An 18,029-nucleotide genomic window follows, 5' to 3' on the forward strand; every position below is an offset into this window, starting at 1 on the left:
GGTCACCGGGAAACGGGACGGGGCCCCGCCCGCAGCCGGGCACGGACATCGGCGGCCGCCTCGACGCTGTCGGGGACCTGCTCCCACAGGGCCAGCAGGGCGGGGGCCAGCGGCCGCGCCCGGTCGCCACTGTGCTGCCAGCAGTAGTGGGCCCGCTTCAGCGCGGCGACCGCCTCGGCATCCGTCGGACCACCCCTGGCCAGGCGGCCGGCCGCGGCCGACATCCACAGTTCGGCGGCGCGCGGATGGTCGCCCGCCAGCCGGGCGAGGTCCGCGCGCACCTCGACCCACAGCCCGGCCTCGGCGCTCTGCGGACCGTGCCGGCGCAGCACCTGCTGTTCCCAGGCGGCGGCCATGGCCGCCGCCTCGTTGTGCCGGCCGGCGTTGGCGGCGGCGAGGATGCGGGGCAGCGGGTCCTCCTCCGGCGGCTCGGCGGGAGCGGGCACCGGGGCGGCGACGGGCGGCGGAGGCACGGGTGCGGCGGAGGCCGGTGCCGCGGGGGTGGGGTGCGCGGGATTGGCCAGCACCGGACCGGCCGTGCCGTGCTGCAGGGCCAGCAGGCCGTCGGGCAGCACGGCCTGGCCCAGGGCCAGGTGGTGGAGCAGCGCGGGATCGAGGACCGGCCCCGCGGTGGGGTGGCCGACGCTGAGCGCGGTGAGGAAGGCGCGGGTGTAGGGTCCGGCCTCCACCGGCGGCCGGTCCGGGGTGGGGGTGACGGCCCCACAGACCGCCAGTCCCCCGGCGAGTTGTCCGTCCCGGGCCGCGGCGGCGACATACGGCCAGCTGTGGCCGTCGGCCTCGACGTCGACCAGGAGCAGGGTCGGGCCGGTGTGCTCGCCCAGGGTGCGGGTGAGCCACTCCCACGGCAGGCCGCTGTAGCGGACGGTGGCGGGGGTGCTCTCGCGCAGCGCGAGATGCAGCTGTCTGCCGCGGCGGGCCGGGACCATCAGATGGCCGGTGACCCACACCAGCAGGGGGCCCGGCACCAGGACGGCGTGCTGGAGGTAGGCCAGCACGCTCTGCGGGCCCGCCATGGCGGGGAGCTGCACCACGTCGGTCTGGCCGGCGGCGAGCAGGGTGCGGGGGTTGGCACCGGCGATGGCGTGCGCGGTCGGATTCGGCAGGGTGCCCCGCCGCCGGTCAGGAGTGCCGTCCAGCAGCAGAACACAACCATGGGTCAGGTGGTCCAACGCGTTCTTCCTTCCGGCGTCCGTGACGTGCGTAGGGCAACTGTAGGCGCCGGTCCTGGACTCCAGACCGGTATTCCCCCTGTCCGGGGACGGCTCAGGTCCCGCCCGGTCGTTCCGGACGGGACCTGGACTTCTCAGTGGCCGGGCGCGGGGGCGGTCACCCCATGGCGTTCCGGACCTCGGTGCTCTGGTCCGCCGCGGTGCGGTTGAGGGTCCGGCACAGCGGGACCTCTCCCCTGCTGTCGATGTACTTCGCCGCGACCCAGGTGTTGCGGTCCCGCAGCAGGAACCAGACGGAGTTGCCGGCGATGTCCTGCGCGCGGACCCGGCATCGCGGGCCCACCTGGGTGCGGTAGCGGAAGACGCCGCGCGAGGGGGAGTCGGTACTCGGGTACATGCGTTCGTTGACGCCCGTCGAGGCGGTGACGGTGCCGTACGGTTTGGCGGGCGGCGCCCCCTCCGAGGCAGCGTGGCCGGGGGTGACGGCCAGCAGTGAGCCACCGAGCGCGGCGGCCGCGATCAAGGCGGCCGACACCTTTCTGCTGCGATGTGCGAGTGTCCTGAACATGAGGAACTTCCCTTGTGCGAAGTGGATAACGCATTGCCCAGGTTCCACTCACAATGACCGTATAAACGCGATCGAAGAGTGGAGAGGGGTGATTATCGCGGTGGTCAGTCATGGCCGGATGGCGGTTGCCGGGCGCGGCTGGGCTGGACTCGCTTGGGCTCGCCCGCCATCTTCGGGTGCTCCGGCGGGTAGGGCAGATCCCCGAGACCGTGGTCGTGCTCGTCCCGGGCGGCCAGGTCGAGCGCGGCCTCCAGCCCGCAGGAGCGGGTGTCCATGGCGGCGTGCACATCGCCCAGGGCCGCATAGCGGGCCGGCATGGTGACGAGGTCGAAGTCCTCGGGAACGGCGTCGGCCACCTCGTCCCACAGCAGGGGCGCGGAAACGGGGGCGTGCGGGCGGGGCCGTACGGAGTAGGCGCTGGCGATGGTGCGGTCCCGGGCGGTCTGGTTGTAGTCGACGAAGACCTTGGCGCCCCGCTCCTCCTTCCACCACGCGGTGGTGATGCGTCCGGGCGCCCGCCGCTCCAGCTCCCGGGCGACCGCGATGGCCGCGCGCCGCACCTGGACGAAGGTCCACCGCGGGGCGATGGGCACGAAGACGTGCAGGCCGCGGCCGCCGGAGGTCTTCGGCCAGCCGGCCAGGCCGAGTTGGTCCAGCACCCCGCGCAGCTCGAGGGCGGCACGTACCGCGTCGGCGTACCCGGTGCCGGGCTGTGGGTCGAGGTCGATGCGCAGTTCGTCGGGGTGGTCGGTGTCGGTGCGCCGCACCGGCCAGGGGTGGAAGGTCAGGCAGCCCAGGTTGGCCGCCCACAGCACGGCGGCGGCCTCGGTGGGGCAGATCTCGTCGGCGTACCGGCCGCTGGGGAAGGCGATCCGGCCGGTGGGGATCCACTCGGGGAGGTTCTTGGGCGCCCGTTTTTGGAAAAAGGACTCGCCTTCCACGCCGTCGGGGTAGCGCTCCAGCGTCGTCGGACGGTCCCTCAGCGCCCGCACGACGCCGTCGGCGACACTCAGGTAGTAGCGGGCGACGTCGTACTTGGTGAACCCGCGCCGGGGAAAGTAGACCTTCTCCGGATTGGACAGCCGTACCGTCCGCTCGCCGACGGTGAGCTCCAGCGCCTGTGCCATGCGGCCACGCTAGATCGCCCTCGGTACGGTCGCCCGTCGGCGGGCGCGGGCGCCGGTGGGCACCCACAATCGGGATCATGGACCTCCCGGTGCTGCCACCCGTGCAACCGATGCTGGCGAAGCCCGCGGCGGCCATCCCGCCGGGCATGCTGTACGAGGCCAAGTGGGACGGCTTCCGGGCCATCGTCTTCCGCGACGGCGACGAGATCGAGCTGGGCAGCCGCTCCGGCAAGCCGTTGACCCGCTACTTCCCCGAGCTCACCGAGGGCCTGCGGCGGCAACTGCCGCCGCGCTGCGTGCTGGACGGGGAGATCGTCATCGCCCGGGGCGGGCGCCTGGACTTCGATGCGCTGCTGGAGCGCATCCACCCGGCCGACTCCCGGGTACGCCGGCTGGCCGAGGTCACCCCGGCCGCCTTTGTGGCCTTCGATCTGCTGGCCCTGGGCGACGAGTCGTTGCTGCGCACGGATCAGCGGACCCGCCGTCAGGCGCTGACGGCCGCGTTGCGCGACGCGGGCGACCCGGTCTTCGTCGCTCCGGCGACCTATGACCTCGAGGTCGCCCGGGGCTGGTTCGAGCAGTTCGAGGGCGCGGGCCTGGACGGGGTCGTCGCCAAGCCGCCCGGTCTGCCCTATCTGCCCGGCGAACGGGTGATGTTCAAGGTCAAGCACGAGCGGACCGCCGACTGTGTGGTGGCGGGCCTGCGGTTCCACAAGAGCGGCCCGGTGGTCGGCTCCCTGCTGCTCGGCCTGTACGACCGGGCCGGCCGTCTCCAGCACGTCGGAGTGTGCTCCGCCTTCCCCATGCACCGCCGCCAGGAGCTGATGACCGAGCTGGAGCCGCTGCGGATTCCCTCCGCCGCAGGCCATCCCTGGGAGGACTGGACGAGCGCGGACGCCCAGGCCGCCGGCCGGCTGCCGGGCGGCCCGAGCCGCTGGACGGGCAAGAAGGACCTGTCCTGGGTTGCGCTGCGCCCGGAGCGGGTGTGCGAGGTCGCCTACGACCACATGCAGGGCGACCGGTTCCGCCACACCGCCCGCTTCCGCCGCTGGCGCCCCGACCGGGCACCGCACCAGTGCACCTATGCACAGCTCGAGGAGCCGGTCGGCTACGACCTGGCACAGATCCTCGGCGGATAGCACCCGCTCACTCGCGCGGAGCAGCGAACCCCCCTTATGGCGCAGCAGAACAGGAACTGACGGTGCTTCACATTTCAGCCTGGAGGCAACTGCCCAGGAGGGTACTGGAGATCTAGGCCGGATCAGCGAGCGGCGTCCGGTGCGTGCAGCTGCAAGGCGGACGGATTCGCCGATAGAAACGCACTATCGGCGAATCCGTCCGCCTTGCAGATGCGCGTGCCGGACGCCGGGAGCCCGGCATAGATCTTCAGCACCCTCCTGGGCCCAGGCGAAAGGGGTGGAGCCGATGTCCGGGGCGCGTACGGCCCGTATCCTCGGCGGTGCCCGGCGGGGCGCCGCCCTCTTGGCATGCGTGGGCGCGGTGTGCCTGCTGCCGGCCCGCCCGGCACAGGCGGGCGCCTCGGACGGTGCCCCCGGGATGCCGTTCTGGGTGGAGCCGCTGGGCCGGGCCGCCAAGCAGGTGCGGGCCTGGCAGGAGCGGGGCCGGGAGCAGGACGCGGCATCCGTGCAGCGCATCGCCGAGCAGCCAACCGCCGTGTGGCTGACCGGAGATGACCCCTTTGTGCAGGCCGAGACGGTCACCCGGGAGGCGGCCGCGGCGCATCGCATTCCCCTCCTGGTGGCCTATGACATCCCGCACCGCGACTGCGGCCAGTACTCCTCCGGCGGGGCGCCCGACTCGGCCGCCTACCGGAGCTGGGTGGCGCGGGCGGCGGCGGGGATCGCCGGGCGGCGGGCCTGGGTGGTCCTCGAACCCGACGCCGTCGCGCAATGGGCGTCCGGCTGTGTGCCCGCGGCCGCGGCGGAGCAGCGGCTCTCGCTGCTGGCCGAGGCCGTACGGACGTTCAAGGCCCAGCCCGGCACCTCGGTGTACCTCGATGCCGGCAACGCCGGCTGGATTTCCGACCAGCGGCTGCTGGCCGCCGCGTTGCAGCGGGCCGGGATCGGACAGGCGGACGGATTCGCGCTGAACGTGGCCAACTTCCACACCACACCGGTCACTCGCGCCTACGGCAACGAGCTGTCCGGCCGACTGGGCGGAGCGCACTACATCATCGACACCAGCCGCAATGGCAATGGCCCGCTGCGGCCTGCCGACGGCGGTGGCGGCGGGGACGAGTCATGGTGCAACCCGCCCGGGCGGGCGCTGGGTACGCCGCCCACCACCGTCACCGGCGACGCACACATCGACGCCCTGGTGTGGGTGAAGCGGCCGGGGGAGTCGGACGGCACCTGCCGGGGGGCTCCACCGGCGGGCCAGTGGTGGGCGGAGTACGCGCTAGGCCTGGCCACGACCGCGCCGGCACAGCCGCCGGAAGCGCCGCCCTTCGCCCCCGAACCGGCCGCACAGGCGCCTCCTTCAGCACCCCCGGCTCCGACGGCCCCGGCCCCGGCGCCCCCGGTCCTGACGAACCCGGCTCCGCCCGCCGGGCCGAAGGCGAAGTGAGCCCCGGTCCCGCCCTTTCACCGTTTCTTCCGGGGGGGATAGGTGATAGGGAGCCTAGCTCTGTCCACCCCCGTCACCATCCCTCACTCTCCGCTACCGTAACTGGGCGTGAAAAGGGGCCCGCCGTGTGGCGGGCCCCAGGGTGGTGTGCTCACCTCACACCAGGGTTGCTCTCCAGAACCGGTGAATGATCTCCCGGTAGCCGGTGTGGGAGGGGTTTCGGCGTGCCGGAAGGCCCAGGTGCGGACGGTCTCGAAGTTCTCGTCAGGCCCGGAGAGGGCGTTGCACGTGGTGCATTCGAGTTCGTGGATGATGTCTGGGGCTTCCGGCGCTGTGTCGGGGCCGATCATCCAGTCCGCGTAGCGGATGACGGTGTGAGCGCTCATGCCGACCACCACGCCCGGGAGTTGGCTTCCTGGACCTTGGCGTTGAGGCGTTCGCGGTCGGTGGCGGGCCGTACGTCGTCCGGGTTGGCGTCCCACTCCAACCCACCTTTGGGGGGCCGGAGTTGGAAGCATGTCCTGTCGTGGTCGTAGTCCATGACTTGGCCGATGACGCCTCGGGTGGTGTCCATGACGTAGGAACCCGTGCGGGGTAGCTTGCTGCGGCTCATCGGTCTTCCTTCCGGTTGGGGCGGGTGCGGATGTCGAAGCCGTGGCCGGTTGCCCAGAGGAAGGTGTCGGTGTTGCTGGGGGCGGGGGTTGCGAGGTGGTGGCAGCCGCATCGGGGTTTGGGGGCCGGGATGGGTGCGGTGGGGCGAGCGTAGGAGGCCGGTGCGGGGGTGTTGGCGGGTTGGCGGGGTCGTCTGGCTTGGCGGAGCCAGCGGCGGATACGGTGGACCATGTCAGCGCTCCTCTATGGCGTTGGCCATGCCCCGGGGCCGTGCTAGCGGTCGCCGGGGTCTGAGCTGTCAGGTGTAGCGGATCCCTGAAGCCGAGCGGGAGTTGACCAGCGTTGACTAATCTGGAAGGGCCGTAGTCAACACCGCCCCTGGAGCCGTCGTGAGTGACTTTGCTTCTTGCCTGAGGGATGCCCTGGATGCCAGGGGGATGTCTATGCGTGAGGCTGCTCGGGCGACCAACTACAACCCCGCCTACCTGTCTCGGGTACTGAACGGGAAGCAGCAGCCATCTGAGGTGTTGGCTGCGGCTCTTGATCGCGTACTTGGGATGGAAGGTGAGCTTGCCGCCACGGCGATACGGAGTAGTGCCCCGCCTTCGGTCAGCGCGGATGCCGATGTTCAGCACATGCGGACCACAATCGATCACGTCCTGGAGCACGACAACCGCTACGGCAGTGATGCGGTGGCATCGGCCGCTGTTCAGGTCTGGAAATGTGCCCAGAGGAAGCTAGACAGCGGTGTAGTCACTAGCCAAGTTCAGAGTGAATACCTGAGGACCTTGGCTGAGTTGGCACAGGTTTCAGGATGGCTACTGTTTGGCTCCGGCAAACCCGCCGAGTCACGCTCAGCCTTTCTCGAATCTCACATGCTTGCCCTTCAGGCAGGAGACAAGCCTGCCAAGTGGTTTGCTCTCGACATGTTAGCGATGCACGGAATAGAGCACCGGTGTTCGAATGAAACGCTGCGCATTGCGGATCAACTTCTTGACGAGTCCCGCATCCCGCCTCGCGTCGCATTGCTTGCGCGTATCCGTAAGGCTCGCTCACTTGCTATTGCAGGATCGCGACAAGAGGCCATAAAGGAGTTTTCAGCAGCCAGAGCATCCCTTCAAGACTCCATTATCCGTCGTGATCCTTCGTGGACATGGTGGGTCGATGACCGAGAACTCACCGGACACGAAGGTGAAGCACTGCTAGTCCTCGGAGACTCAAACGCCGCTGTACCGAAAATGAGGCGGGCATTGGAGCTTGGCACCGACACAGACGCCAATCGGCGGGGAAACCTGTACTACGGTGTGGCCTTGCTCGCGGCGTACAGCTCTTCCAAAGCTTGGCGGGAGTGCGAGTCCACACTCATCGATATCGCCCCGATGTTGGAAGTCGTCACCTCGGGGCGAACTCACCGTAGATTGCGAGGGATTCTGAAAGAAATCACCCAAAATCACGGGGTGCCTCTGTGGCTTTCAGATCTGGCTCAAGATGTCTCAGTCACGGTGTGACGTTGATGGTGTGCTCGTGCCAGGCCCGCTCGGCGAACCCGGTGGCGGCCGGGCCATTGGCCGCGATCAGTGCCATCAGGGCGGTGGCGGCCAGCACCGTCCGGCACGTCTTCCTGTCCAGGCGGACCTTCACCACGTCACCTTTCGCCTTCCTCCTCCATCACACCGGGCTGCGCTGCCCCACCGGCTGCACCCCTTCCGCGTCCGGCCCGTCCCCCGCCACCACGGGCACCGGATCGCGTCGTTCCCGCCACCGGTCCGTCAGCCACACCCCCAGCGGCAGCAGCGCGGTCGCCAGTGCCAGCAGCGCCCACACCCGCATCGCCACATGCTCATGGCCGAACACCACCGACGCGGCCAGCGACACCGCGAACACGCCCGCCCAGATCAGATGGGTGCGGAAGGTTCCCAGGTGATCCGGACTGACCGATTCCCCCTTGGGCGTCACCACAAAGCGCGAGCGCCGGCACAGCAGCGCCTGCGCCAACGACCGTGCGTACACGGGGGCCGAGAGCGCGGACATCAGCATCCCCGCCGTCCCGGAGGAGCCGGGCGGCTCATGCGGGCTGACATTGTGCCGCCGGTTCCAGATGTACAGCCCGATCTGCAGGGCCGCCGCGTCGGTGTAGAGCATCAGCCACATCCGGGAGTCGACATCGATCCCCGAGGCGCCGAGCCCGAGGAACAGCACGCACGACAGTCCGCCCAGCACCCAGTTCACCGCGGCCATCGGGTAATAGGTCACCATCAGCGTGTAGTTCAGCACCCGCCCCGGCGACATGGACCACACCGCCCGCCAGAACTGCCGCAGCAGCGTCTCGTATGTCCCCCTCGACCAGCGCAGCTGCTGGGAGAAGAAGTCGGTCCACGACGACGGCCCTTCCCCCACCGCGAGCACATCCGGGGTGTACACGGACCGCCAGCGCCGTCCGGTCACGGGGTTGCGGCGCCGGTGGATCTCCAGGCCGGTCGCCATGTCCTCCGTGATGGAGTCGTACAGCCCGCCGATCTGCCGCAGCACGCTGGTCCGCACGCAGTTGCTGGTGCCGACGTACATCGGGGCGCCATAGGCGTTGCCCGCGCGCTGGATCAGCGCATGGAACAGGAATTGCTGGCTCTCGGCCGCCTTGGTCACCGGCGTGGTGTAGTTGCCGTACACCTGGGGGCCGACGACGAACGCGACATCCGGGTCACGGAAGTAACCGAGCATCCGCTCCAGGAAGTTCGGCAGCGGCACATGGTCGGTGTCCACACAGGCCATGAACTCGTAGTCGGCGCCGTGCGCATCGAGCCAGGCGTTGTAATTGCCGTGTTTCGTCCGTGCCCGGAAGGACCCCGAGGGCTGGTTCCACCGCTCGACCCCCTTGCGGGTGAAGTGCCTCACCCTCAGCCGCCGGCACAGCCGCTTGACCTCGGGGTCGTCGCCCTCGTCCAGCAGCCAGACGTCCAGCGCCCCGTCGTGGGTGATGCGCACCGCCGCCTCCAGGGTGGCCCGCACCATCGAGAAGGGTTCCTTGCCCGGCACAAAGGTCGTCAGGAACGCCACCCTGGTGCCGGACTGCGCCCGCACCGGCACCGGGTCGCGGGCCACCCAGGTCGCATGCGCATTGGAGACGACGTTGACCAGCCGGAACATCTCGATAAGCCCGATCGACACCGTCATCACGGCATCCGCGGCCCGCTGCCAGTCGGCGACATAGGGGCGGTCCACCCAGTGTTCCGGCCGCATCAGCCACACCAGCAGCGCCAAGGACAGCAGGGGGGCGGCCCCGGCCAACAGCCAGTCCCCCAGCCGCCGTCCGGCTGTACGCCCCATCAGCCGGCGGTAGCGCACCCGGTAGGCCTCGGCGGGCGGCTCCGTCAACTCCCCTGCCAGCCCGCTGTATCCGGCGTAGTCGCGCTCCGGTGCGACGCTCGCAGCCGTGGACGCCGGCGCCCCCGGGCCGCCCGGCCCCTCGGACCCTCCCGGTTCCCCTCCCCCCGGACCCGCACCGCCCAGCCCTGGAGCACCCAGCCCGCCCCGGCCCATACCGCCCCCGCCGACCGCCTCCGACCTGGCCTCACTGGGCGAAACCGCCACCACTACACCCCCAGCCGCACATGGACACGGGAAACCAGGGCGCCCAGCCGGACACCATCTTTGAGCAAGCCATTAGATCAGCGGAGAAAACCTAACAAACCGGACCTACGATCATGTGATGACCGCACTGGACACACCTCTGCGCCACCCACACGGCCCATGCGCCGGGGTACCGCGGCGGACGACGCCCTGGACCGCCGGTCGCGGGGTGGCCCCGACCGACCCGGCCGGGGCCACCCGGAAGGTGTGCCCTAGAATTGCAGAGTTCTTCAATTCATCACTTGTAGGGGGGCAGCGGTGAGCGCGTTCGCCGAGGCGATGCGGGAGCGGGTGCGAGCGGCGTTCGCCGCCGTGGCGGCGGCCCGGGCGGCCGACGACGTCTTCGCGGCGGCGCTGGCGGAGGACGAGCTCGAGGACGCCCTGCGCATGGCCCGCGAACACGGCGTCTGCACCGAGGACACCGATGGCACGGCGACGGGACGGAGCGGGAGTTGATCGGCGTGGGCGTACCGCTGTACCAGGCGAAGGCGGAGTTCTTCCGGATGCTCGGGCATCCGGTGCGCATCCGGGTGCTGGAGCTGTTGCAGGCCGGCCCGCTGCCGGTACGGGAGCTGCTCGCCGCGATCGGCATCGAACCGTCCAGCCTCTCCCAGCAGTTGGCGGTGCTGCGCCGCTCGGGCATGGTGACCGCCACCCGGGAGGGCTCCACCGTCGTCTATGCGCTAGCGGGCGGCGATGTGGCGGAACTGCTGGCGACCGCCCGGCGCATCCTGGCCCAACTGCTGGCATGCCAGGAGGAATTGCTGACGGAGTTGCGGAGCGGGGCGGATGGACCGACGACGGCCGGGGAGCAGCGGTGAACGACAGCGAGAAGTACGCGGAGAAGGCGATCGGCTGGCGGGTGCTGATCTATGTCGTCCTGGGCCATCTGCTCGCCGGTTTCATCTGGCTGCTCTTCTACCTCGGGGCGCATGCCTCGAATTGACGGCGCGCGGTTCGGTCAGAGGTCGTTGCCCGCGTAGGAGAGGTTGAAGCTCTTGTTGGCCAGCGGGAAGTCGGGCACGATCGTGTCCGCCAGCGCCGACGGCAGCGCGGGCCAGTTGAAGAAGGACGGGTCGACCACCTTCACCCGGCTCAGCACCGGCCCCGGGCCGAGTTCGACCCGGGTGGTGATGGTGCCCCGCCACCCCTCGGCGATGCCGACCCCGGAGCACGGCACGCCCCGGGCGGGCGGAGCGGGTGGCGTGATGAGACGGCCGGCCGGGAGCCGGTCCGCCAGGGCCTCGATCAGCGCGAGGGAGACATCGGTCTCCTCGGCCCGTACCAGGAAGCGGGCCAGCACATCACCGCCGGTGTGCACCGGGATGGCGAGGCCGTCCCCGTGGTCGTGGCAGGGGTGGGCGACCCGGGCGTCGGTGGCGAGCCCGCTGGCACGCGCGACATAGCCGAGGCAGCCCAGATCGCGTGCGGTGTCCGTGCTCAGCCGGGCGGTGCCGGTGAACCGATCGCGGACGGTGGAGTGCCCCAGGGCCAGGGCGACGATGTCACGGATGTCGCGGCCGATGGCCCGCATCCGGGCCGGTTCGGGCACGGCCCGCAGCACCGCCCCACCCGGTACGACGCCGCCGCGCAGCAGCCGGTGCCCGGTGACCTGCCGGTTGAGGCGCAGCAACTGCTCGCGTACGCGCTGGGCCTGGGCGTGCAGGATGCCGTGCCCGACGTCATTGCACAGGGCGCCGAGGTCGGCCACATGGTTGTGCAGGCGCTCGAGTTCCAGGAGCAGGGCGCGGGCGCGGCGGGCGGCGGCGGGGGGCTCGGTGCCGGTGGCCTCCTCGACGGCGAGGCAGTAGGCGAGGGCGTGGCCGACGGCGGTGTCCCCGCTGATGCGTTCGGCCAGCGGCAGTCCCTCCTCGAGGGTGCGGCCCTCGAAGAGCTTCTCGATGCCCTTGTGGACGAACCACAGCCGGGCCTTGAGCCGGATGATCGTCTCGCCGACCACGGAGAAGCGGAAGTGGCCGGGCTCGATCAGCCCGGCGTGCACCGGGCCGACGGGGATCTCGTACACGCCGTCGCCCTCGACCTCCAGGAAGGGGTACGGGCCTTCGGCCTCGGCGAAGGGCGGCGGCGGGCCCGCGTCGGGTTTCATCGGGTACCAGCCGCGCGGCCAGTGGAAGTGCCGCACCAGGCGGTGCGGCAGCGGATGGTCCCGGGGCACGATGCCGTACAGATCGCGCATCTCCCGCTCGAACCGGCCCAGGGGGAAGGAGAGATGGGCCAGGGTGGGGAGTTCGGGCGCATCCGGGTCCAGGCGCACCTGGAGTTCGGTGCGGGTGTCGGGCGGGCCGGAGACGAAGAGGCAGACGACGCGGACGGCCCGGCCGCCCGGGGCGTCGGCTCCGTCGTGGTGGGCGGCCACCAGCGCCGGCCGGTGTCCGTCCAGCAGCAGTTCCGCGACCTTCTCGGGCAGTTCACCGGGGCCGGTCTCGGTGATGGTCCGGGTGGCGGTGGACGGGTACACGGTCAGTGCCCTCCGACGATCCGGGCGGCCTCGATCGGCAGCCGGGTGAGCGGACCGGTGGCCAGGCCCAGGACGGCGCAGGCGAGGAGCCCGGCGGTCAGGGGCAGTGCGGTGGCGGCGCCGAGCGGCTCGGGCTGCCCCCCCGGCCCCAGCAGCATGCGGGCCGTGCGGGCGGCCAGCGCGGCGAAGGCGGTCAGCACCAGGAGGAGGGCGACGGCGGTCGGCAGGCCCAGGCCCGCCGCGAACCCGGCCCGGGCGATGCTCAGTTCGGAGGCGAACAGGCTGAACGGGGGGAGGCCGAGCAGGGCGAGCACGGCGGCCGCGAAGACGGCGCCGAGGGCGGGTGCCTGGCTCAGCAGCCCGCGTACCCGTCCGATCCGGGTGGTGTGCCGCAGGTGCAGGATGTGGCCCGAGGAGCAGAAGGCGACGGTCTTGGCCAGGCCGTGGCCGGCGATGTGCAGCAGGGCGGCGGAGAGGGCGAGCGGGGTGCCGATGGCCGTGCCGAGGGCGATCAGGCTCATGTGTTCCATGCTCGAGTAGGCCAGCATCCGCTTGTAGTCGCGCTGGCCGAGCAGCAGCGCGGCGGCCAGCGCGAGGGTGGCCAGGGCGGCCCCGGTGAGCAGGGCGCGGGCGTAGCCGGGGCCCAGGGCCGCGTCGGCGATGACCTTGTAGCGCAGCAGCCCGGCGAAGGCGACCGAGAGCAGCACCCCGGACATCAGCGCGGAGACGGGGGCGGGAGCCTGGCTGTGCGCATCGGGGAGCCAGGCGTGCAGCGGGACGAGTCCGGCTTTGGCACCGAAGCCGAGGACCACCAGGCCGGTGCCCAGCCGGGTCACGGCCGGGTCGAGGCGGCCCGCCCGCTGGGCCAGGGTGGGCCAGTCGAGGGCGAGGGCCTCGGGGATTCCCGCCTGCCGGGCGGCGTAGTAGAGGAGGACGGTGCCGAGGAAGGCCAGCGCGATGCCCGCGGAGCAGATCACCACATACTTCCAGGCGGCCTCGACCGAGGCCCGGGTGCGCCGGTGGCCGACCAGAAAGGCGGTGACGATGGTGGTGGCCTCGATGGCGACCCACAGGACGCCGAGGTTGGCGGCCAGCACGGCGGCACTCATCGCGGCGAGGAAGGCCTGGACCAGCAGGTGATAGCGCCGGGCGGTGGCGGCGTCGGCGTGTTCCTGCGCCAGCTGGGCCGGGCCGGCGGCGCAGGCCACGGCGGCCACCGCGCCGACGACCAGCAGCAGCCAGACGGTCAGCGCGTCCGCGCGCAGCAGTCCGCCGTACGCCGCGACGGGCCTCCGGTCCGGGACGGTGGTGGCGAGCGCGGCTCCGCAGGCCAGGATGGCGGCCGGGGAGACGAGGCCGGCCCAGCCGGTGAACGGACGGGCGCCCGGGTCGGGTTCGGGATCCGGTGGCGTCCCCGGTGGATCGGCCGTCAGCACGGCCAGGGTGCCGCCGGGGGCCGTACGGCCGGGCAGGTGCGCGGGCCGGGTCGCCCTGCGCTGCCGTGGCGGCCGGTGCGGGAGGGCGGTCGCCCGGCGCGACCGGGCCGGGCGGTGGCCGGTGGCCGCATACCCGGCGGAGGCCGTCAGGGGTACCGCGATGGGGGCGGTGAGCAGCAAGGCGGAGGCGGTGGGGGTCATCGGTCGCACAGCTCCCGCAGGTCGTCGATGCCGGTGCCGCCGAAGGCGGCCCGCATCCGGGTGGTGAGGATCTGCAGGACGAGCACGGCGAGCAGCACATCGAAGGAGACGCCGAGTTCCACGATCAGCGGCACTCCGGAGGCGGCGAGGAAGGCCGTGGCGGTGATGCCGTTGTCCAGCAGCAGGAAGCCGATCAGCTGGGCCAGCGCCCGGCGCCGGGTGACCAGGGTGAAGAAGCCGATCAGTACGACGGCGAGCCCGACCGGCAACGCCCTGGTGGCGGGGGTGGGGTTGAGCTCGACCAGCGGCCTGGCGACGGCGTAGGCGAGGAGGGTGAGCAGGGCGGCGCTCAGCAGTGAGGCCGCGACATTGACCAGTGGCTGGGTCTCGCGTGCCTCGCTGTCGTCCTCCTGGTAGGGCCGGCCGGGGAGCCCTTCGCTCGGCGGAGCGGCGGCGGCCAGGACGCGCCGGGTCAGCCGTGGCAGCACTCCGGCCCGCAGCAGGCCGACCCCGGCGGCGACGGCGAGCAGGTCCCAGCGGCCCTCGTGCACGCCCAGCAGTGCGGCGACACCGGCCAGTGCCAGGCCCTGCAGGGCGAACACGGTGATGATCGAGGCGAGTTGGCGCAGCCAGAGGATCATCACGGCGGTGAGCAGGAAGGCCCCGCACACGAGGTCGAGGAGTTCGGTGTAGAGGCTGTCGTTCATTTCTCCCGATCCGCCCGGCTCACTCGCCGGTGAGGAAGTACGAGGCGGTCACCGCGAGCAGCGCGAGCAGGAAGGAGCCGGCCAGCAGTTCGGGAATCCGGAACAGCCGCAGCTTGGCCCAGCACACCTCCGCCGCCGCGAGTACCGCGCCCAGCACGGTGACCTTGGCGGTGAAAACGGCCAGGGCGAGGGTGACGGCCCAGCCGGATGCGGTGGTGGCGATCCCCCAGGGTGCGGCGAGCGAGGCCAGCAGTCCCAGCAGCACGGTCAGCCGCATCTGGGCGCCGAGTTCGACGAGCGCGAGGTCGGGGCCGGAGTACTCCAGCACCATGGCCTCGTGCACCATGGTCAGCTCCAGGTGAGTGGCGGGGTTGTCCACCGGCAGCCGTCCGGTCTCGGCGAGCACGGCCACCGCGAGGGCGGCGGTGGCCAGCAGCCCGGCCGGGGAGGCGAGTCGGCCGGTCTGGTGGATGCCACCGGAGACGATGGCCGCCAGGTTGGTCGAACCGGTCGGTATCGACAGGGCGAAGACGGCAAGCAGGATGGTGGGTTCCACCAGGGCGGCGACGGTCATCTCGCGGGAGGCGCCCATGCCGCCGAACGCGGTTCCGGTGTCGAGTCCGGCCAGGGCGAGTGCCACCGTGCCCAGGGCGAGGAGCGCCACCACCAGGATCAGATCGGCGCTGCCGCTGACCGGGGTGGCGGTGGAGGCGAGCGGCAGCAGCGCCGCCACCACGGTGGTGGTGGCGACCAGCAGCGGGGGCGCGGCGCGGAAGGCCGGTCCGGTGCCGATGGGGGTGATGGGCTCCTTGCGCAGCAACTTGCGCAGATCGCGCCAGGGTTGGCCGACTCCGGCCCCGGCCCGGCCTTCCAGGCGGGCCCGCACCTGGCGCATCAGGCCGGTGAGCAGCGGGGCGCCGCCGGTGACCAGTGCGACCTGGGCGGCCACCGCCGCCGTTCCCATAATGTTCACCAGCCCACCGCCAGGGTGAGCAGCAGGCCCACCAGGCCGCAGAAGCCATAGCCGAGGTACAAGTGCACGCTGCCGGTGGCCAGTCGGCGGGTGGCCCGTTCGCCCAGGGTGGCGACGGCGGCCAGGAGGGGCCGGTAGAGGCGGTGTTCGATACGGTCCGGGATCCGGCGCTGGAAGCGCACTCGCTCCACCAGGTAGGCGGATTCGCGCAGGGGTGTCACATTGACGTCCTGTTCGGGGGCGAGCACATTGTCGAAGACGCGTTGCAGGGGTTCGGCGAACGAGGTGGCGGTGTAGGACATCCGGGCGGTCGGGGCGCCGCCGCCGCAGTCCCACAGCTTGACATGGGTGCGCCGGCCGCGGCGCGCGGCCAGGCGGGTCAGCGCGAGCACGGCGATCAGCACGGCCGTCAGGGCGGCCGCCGCCCACAGTGGTGACAGGGCGGCGGCGAGCCGGCCCGGCCGTACCTCGAACGCGCCGCCGGACAGCGGCCGTCCGCCGCCCAGTCCGGCCGCGGCCACCGCGCGGGCCAGTCCGTTCGCCAACTCGCCGGGGGCCAGGGCCAGTCCGGTGCAGGCCGCGGCGAGCAGTCCCATTCCGGCGAGCATGCTCGGCGGGCTCTCCGCGGCGGCCGCGGCCGGTGCGCTGCGCGGCCGGGCGAAGAAGCCCACGCCGAGCGCCTTGACGAAGACCGCGGCGGCCAGCCCGGCGGACAGCGCGAGCACGGCGACGGCCAGCGGCAGCACAATGGCGGTGACCACCCCGGGCACGGCCAGGCCGTGGATCAGGGACTGCAGGAGCAGCCACTCGCCGAGGAAGCCATTGCCCGGCGGCAGGGCCACCGCACCCAGCGCGGCCAGCGCGAAGAACCCGGCGGTCGCGGGCATCCGGGCCCGCAGCCCGCCCATCCGGTCCAGGTCGCGCAGCCCGGTGGCCCGCAGCACCGAACCCGCGGCACAGAACAACAGGGCCTTGAAGGCGGCGTGGTTGACGAGGTGCAGCAGCGCGGCGGCCAGGGCGAGCGAGGCCAGGCCCCGGTTTCCGGCGGCGGCGAACAGGCCGGACGCGCCGACGCCGATCAGCACCAGGCCCAGGTTCTCGGAGGTCGAGTAGGCGAGGAGGCGCTTGAGGTCCGAGGCCATCGCCGCCTGGAGGATGCCGTACACCGCCGACAGCGCGCCCGTGCCCAGCACCAGCAGCCACCACCAGCGCGGTCCGCCGCCCAGCAGGTCGAACCCGAACCGGACGATGCCGTAGATGCCGAGGTTGACCATGGACGCGCTCAGCAACGCCGAGACATTGCCGGGTGCTTCGGGGTGTGCCCGCGGCAGCCAGGGGTGCAGCGGCACCGCCCCCGCCTTGGCCGCGCAGGCCGCGGCGACCAGGACGAACACCGTGCCCCGGGCGGCCGTTGACATCCCGCCGGCGGCGGCCCGCAGCGCCGTGAAGGTCTCGCCGCCGGCCCGGGCCGCGAACAGCGCCGACCCGGCCAGCAGCAGCACCAGGCCGAGCTGCGTCAGCACCGCATACCAGAGTCCGGCCTCACCGACCGAGGGGCGCTCGCGGTGCTCGGCCAGCACCAGCAGCAGCGAGCCGACCGCCATCAGCTCCCACAGCAGCAGAAAGGTGGAGACGGACCCGGCCGCCGGCACCAGCAGCAGGGTGAGCGCGAAGACCGGCAGCACCGCCTGGGCTCCCCGGGAGGCCATGCCTCGCGAGCCGTGCCCGGCGGCATAGCCGATGCCATAGACGGCGACCGCCAGGATCACCGCGCCGGCCACGGTGATGAACAGCCCGGACAGCGCATCCACCGCCAAGTGCGCCCCGGCGAGCGGCAGCAAGGGCGGATCGGCCGACCAGCGCTCACCGGCCAGCGCCGCGAGGCCGGACGCCAGCCCGGCGGCGCCCAGGGCCGCGGTGCACGCCCCGGCGCCGATGATGCGCGCCCGCGGGGGCAGCAGCGCCCCGGCCGACGCCCCGGCACCGGCGAGCCCGGCCGCCAGGGCGATGGCGGTCCCGACGGTGTTCACCGGCCGGTCAGGGCACGCAGCGCCGCGACGATCCGCTCCGGTTCCGGCGGGCAGCCGGGCACCCGGAGATCGACCGGCACCACATCGGCGACGGTGCCCTCGACACCGTAACCACCGGCGAACTCCCCGCCGTTGACGGCGCAGTCGCCGACCGCCACCACCAGCCGGGGCCGGGGCATCGCGGCGACGGTACGGCGCAGCGGCTCGGCCATGTTCCGCGTCACCGGTCCGGTCACGAGTGCGACGTCCGCATGCCGGGGCGAGGCCACCAGCCGGGCGCCATACCGCTCGGCGTCATACACCGGGCCGAATGCCGCGGCGATCTCGATCTCGCAGCCATTGCAGGATCCGGCGTCCACACAGCGAACCTGGACCGAACCCGCCAACTCCCGGGCCCCGTCGGGCGGATCACCGGCGGGCGGGGGCGGAGCGTCCTCCGCCACCCGCCCGGTCTCTCGGATCTTGCGCAGCAGGCTCATGCGGCTCCTCCACA

19 protein-coding genes are annotated in these 18,029 nt (G+C 72.0%); 6 read left to right on the forward strand and 13 right to left on the reverse strand.

Features of this window, described 5'->3' with window-relative positions; translation table 11 throughout:
- Positions 1-2 precede the first annotated feature (2 nt).
- From ABCR83_RS09880 to ligD, 3 genes are all read right to left on the reverse strand, one after another.
- Complete coding sequence (locus tag ABCR83_RS09880) at positions 3-1,190, reverse strand: hypothetical protein (RefSeq protein WP_462694503.1); 1,188 nt, start codon at positions 1,188-1,190, stop codon at positions 3-5.
- A 157-nt stretch (positions 1,191-1,347) separates the two neighbouring features.
- Positions 1,348-1,758, reverse strand: a complete 411-nt coding sequence (locus ABCR83_RS09885; RefSeq protein ID WP_462694504.1) for an SH3 domain-containing protein — start codon at positions 1,756-1,758, stop codon at positions 1,348-1,350.
- A 104-nt stretch (positions 1,759-1,862) separates the two neighbouring features.
- Positions 1,863-2,885, reverse strand: a complete 1,023-nt coding sequence (gene ligD, locus ABCR83_RS09890; RefSeq protein WP_462694505.1) for a non-homologous end-joining DNA ligase — start codon at positions 2,883-2,885, stop codon at positions 1,863-1,865.
- Positions 2,886-2,962: 77 nt separating this feature from the next.
- Between ligD and ABCR83_RS09895 the strand changes: the two genes are divergently transcribed.
- Both ABCR83_RS09895 and ABCR83_RS09900 read left to right on the forward strand, forming a co-directional pair.
- Positions 2,963-4,024, forward strand: a complete 1,062-nt coding sequence (locus tag ABCR83_RS09895; RefSeq protein ID WP_462694506.1) for an ATP-dependent DNA ligase — start codon at positions 2,963-2,965, stop codon at positions 4,022-4,024.
- A gap of 286 nt (positions 4,025-4,310) precedes the next feature.
- Positions 4,311-5,471: a glycoside hydrolase family 6 protein gene (locus ABCR83_RS09900; protein ID WP_462694507.1), complete on the forward strand. Its 1,161-nt coding sequence runs from the start codon at positions 4,311-4,313 to the stop codon at positions 5,469-5,471.
- Between the two features lie 83 nt (positions 5,472-5,554).
- On the opposite strand, the gene ABCR83_RS09905 is transcribed toward ABCR83_RS09900, so the two are convergent.
- Together ABCR83_RS09905 and ABCR83_RS09910 are read right to left on the reverse strand one after the other, a co-directional pair.
- Positions 5,555-5,857, reverse strand: a complete 303-nt coding sequence (locus ABCR83_RS09905; RefSeq protein ID WP_462694508.1) for a DUF7848 domain-containing protein — start codon at positions 5,855-5,857, stop codon at positions 5,555-5,557.
- Positions 5,854-6,084 carry a hypothetical protein gene (locus ABCR83_RS09910; RefSeq protein ID WP_462694509.1) on the reverse strand — a complete coding sequence of 77 codons (231 nt, stop codon included), beginning with the start codon at positions 6,082-6,084 and terminating at the stop codon, positions 5,854-5,856. The genes ABCR83_RS09905 and ABCR83_RS09910 overlap by 4 nt, the downstream gene beginning before the upstream one ends.
- A gap of 388 nt (positions 6,085-6,472) precedes the next feature.
- Here ABCR83_RS09910 and ABCR83_RS09915 point away from each other — a divergent pair, with 388 nt between their 5' ends.
- On the forward strand, positions 6,473-7,591 hold the full coding sequence (locus tag ABCR83_RS09915; protein ID WP_462694510.1) for a helix-turn-helix domain-containing protein: 1,119 nt from the start codon (positions 6,473-6,475) through the stop codon (positions 7,589-7,591).
- On the opposite strand, the gene ABCR83_RS09920 is transcribed toward ABCR83_RS09915, so the two are convergent.
- Entirely contained in the window at positions 7,581-7,727 is a 147-nt protein-coding gene (locus ABCR83_RS09920; protein ID WP_462694511.1) for a hypothetical protein, read from the reverse strand. The two genes, ABCR83_RS09915 and ABCR83_RS09920, sit on opposite strands and share 11 nt — an antisense overlap.
- A 24-nt stretch (positions 7,728-7,751) precedes the next feature.
- Positions 7,752-9,620 carry a glycosyltransferase family 2 protein gene (locus tag ABCR83_RS09925; protein WP_462694529.1) on the reverse strand — a complete coding sequence of 623 codons (1,869 nt, stop codon included), beginning with the start codon at positions 9,618-9,620 and terminating at the stop codon, positions 7,752-7,754.
- Between the two features lie 348 nt (positions 9,621-9,968).
- Here ABCR83_RS09925 and ABCR83_RS09930 point away from each other — a divergent pair, with 348 nt between their 5' ends.
- From ABCR83_RS09930 to ABCR83_RS09940, 3 genes are read left to right on the forward strand one after another with little or no spacing between them, the layout of a single operon-like run.
- Positions 9,969-10,166: a hypothetical protein gene (locus tag ABCR83_RS09930; RefSeq protein WP_462694512.1), complete on the forward strand. Its 198-nt coding sequence runs from the start codon at positions 9,969-9,971 to the stop codon at positions 10,164-10,166.
- Positions 10,167-10,171: 5 nt separating this feature from the next.
- On the forward strand, positions 10,172-10,531 hold the full coding sequence (locus ABCR83_RS09935; protein WP_462694513.1) for an ArsR/SmtB family transcription factor: 360 nt from the start codon (positions 10,172-10,174) through the stop codon (positions 10,529-10,531).
- Positions 10,528-10,656, forward strand: a complete 129-nt coding sequence (locus tag ABCR83_RS09940) for a DUF6126 family protein (protein ID WP_462694514.1) — start codon at positions 10,528-10,530, stop codon at positions 10,654-10,656. The genes ABCR83_RS09935 and ABCR83_RS09940 overlap by 4 nt, the downstream gene beginning before the upstream one ends.
- Before the next feature lie 15 nt (positions 10,657-10,671).
- Here the strand turns inward: ABCR83_RS09940 and ABCR83_RS09945 are convergent, their stop codons facing one another.
- From ABCR83_RS09945 to ABCR83_RS09970, 6 genes are read right to left on the reverse strand one after another with little or no spacing between them, the layout of a single operon-like run.
- On the reverse strand, positions 10,672-12,189 hold the full coding sequence (locus ABCR83_RS09945; RefSeq protein ID WP_462694515.1) for a hydrogenase large subunit: 1,518 nt from the start codon (positions 12,187-12,189) through the stop codon (positions 10,672-10,674).
- A gap of 2 nt (positions 12,190-12,191) precedes the next feature.
- A complete protein-coding gene (locus ABCR83_RS09950) occupies positions 12,192-13,826 on the reverse strand; it encodes a proton-conducting transporter transmembrane domain-containing protein (protein ID WP_462694516.1) in 1,635 nt (544 codons plus the stop codon).
- Entirely contained in the window at positions 13,823-14,533 is a 711-nt protein-coding gene (locus ABCR83_RS09955) for a hypothetical protein (protein WP_462694517.1), read from the reverse strand. The genes ABCR83_RS09950 and ABCR83_RS09955 overlap by 4 nt, the downstream gene beginning before the upstream one ends.
- A gap of 19 nt (positions 14,534-14,552) precedes the next feature.
- Complete coding sequence (locus tag ABCR83_RS09960; RefSeq protein ID WP_462694530.1) at positions 14,553-15,497, reverse strand: respiratory chain complex I subunit 1 family protein; 945 nt, start codon at positions 15,495-15,497, stop codon at positions 14,553-14,555.
- 5 nt (positions 15,498-15,502) lie between these two features.
- Positions 15,503-17,536 (reverse strand): proton-conducting transporter transmembrane domain-containing protein, encoded by a 2,034-nt coding sequence (locus tag ABCR83_RS09965; RefSeq protein WP_462694518.1) that lies wholly within the window; start codon positions 17,534-17,536, stop codon positions 15,503-15,505.
- Positions 17,533-18,015 carry an NADH-quinone oxidoreductase subunit B family protein gene (locus tag ABCR83_RS09970; RefSeq protein ID WP_462694519.1) on the reverse strand — a complete coding sequence of 161 codons (483 nt, stop codon included), beginning with the start codon at positions 18,013-18,015 and terminating at the stop codon, positions 17,533-17,535. The genes ABCR83_RS09965 and ABCR83_RS09970 overlap by 4 nt, the downstream gene beginning before the upstream one ends.
- Between the last annotated feature and the right edge of the window lie 14 nt (positions 18,016-18,029).

The sequence above is a fragment of the Streptomyces xingningensis genome (genome assembly GCF_054957865.1).

Coding starts and splice junctions, on each gene's coding strand:
- ABCR83_RS09885 (WP_462694504.1), bottom strand. CDS start 1,758: ATGTTCAGGACACTCGCACATCGCAGCAGAAAGGTGTCGGCCGCCTTG.
- ABCR83_RS09950 (WP_462694516.1), bottom strand. CDS start 13,826: ATGACCCCCACCGCCTCCGCCTTGCTGCTCACCGCCCCCATCGCGGTA.
- ABCR83_RS09925 (WP_462694529.1), bottom strand. CDS start 9,620: ATGGGCCGGGGCGGGCTGGGTGCTCCAGGGCTGGGCGGTGCGGGTCCG.
- ABCR83_RS09955 (WP_462694517.1), bottom strand. CDS start 14,533: ATGAACGACAGCCTCTACACCGAACTCCTCGACCTCGTGTGCGGGGCC.
- ABCR83_RS09910 (WP_462694509.1), bottom strand. CDS start 6,084: ATGAGCCGCAGCAAGCTACCCCGCACGGGTTCCTACGTCATGGACACC.
- ABCR83_RS09960 (WP_462694530.1), bottom strand. CDS start 15,497: ATGGGAACGGCGGCGGTGGCCGCCCAGGTCGCACTGGTCACCGGCGGC.
- ABCR83_RS09900 (WP_462694507.1), top strand. CDS start 4,311: ATGTCCGGGGCGCGTACGGCCCGTATCCTCGGCGGTGCCCGGCGGGGC.
- ABCR83_RS09905 (WP_462694508.1), bottom strand. CDS start 5,857: ATGAGCGCTCACACCGTCATCCGCTACGCGGACTGGATGATCGGCCCC.
- ABCR83_RS09895 (WP_462694506.1), top strand. CDS start 2,963: ATGGACCTCCCGGTGCTGCCACCCGTGCAACCGATGCTGGCGAAGCCC.
- ABCR83_RS09970 (WP_462694519.1), bottom strand. CDS start 18,015: ATGAGCCTGCTGCGCAAGATCCGAGAGACCGGGCGGGTGGCGGAGGAC.
- ligD (WP_462694505.1), bottom strand. CDS start 2,885: ATGGCACAGGCGCTGGAGCTCACCGTCGGCGAGCGGACGGTACGGCTG.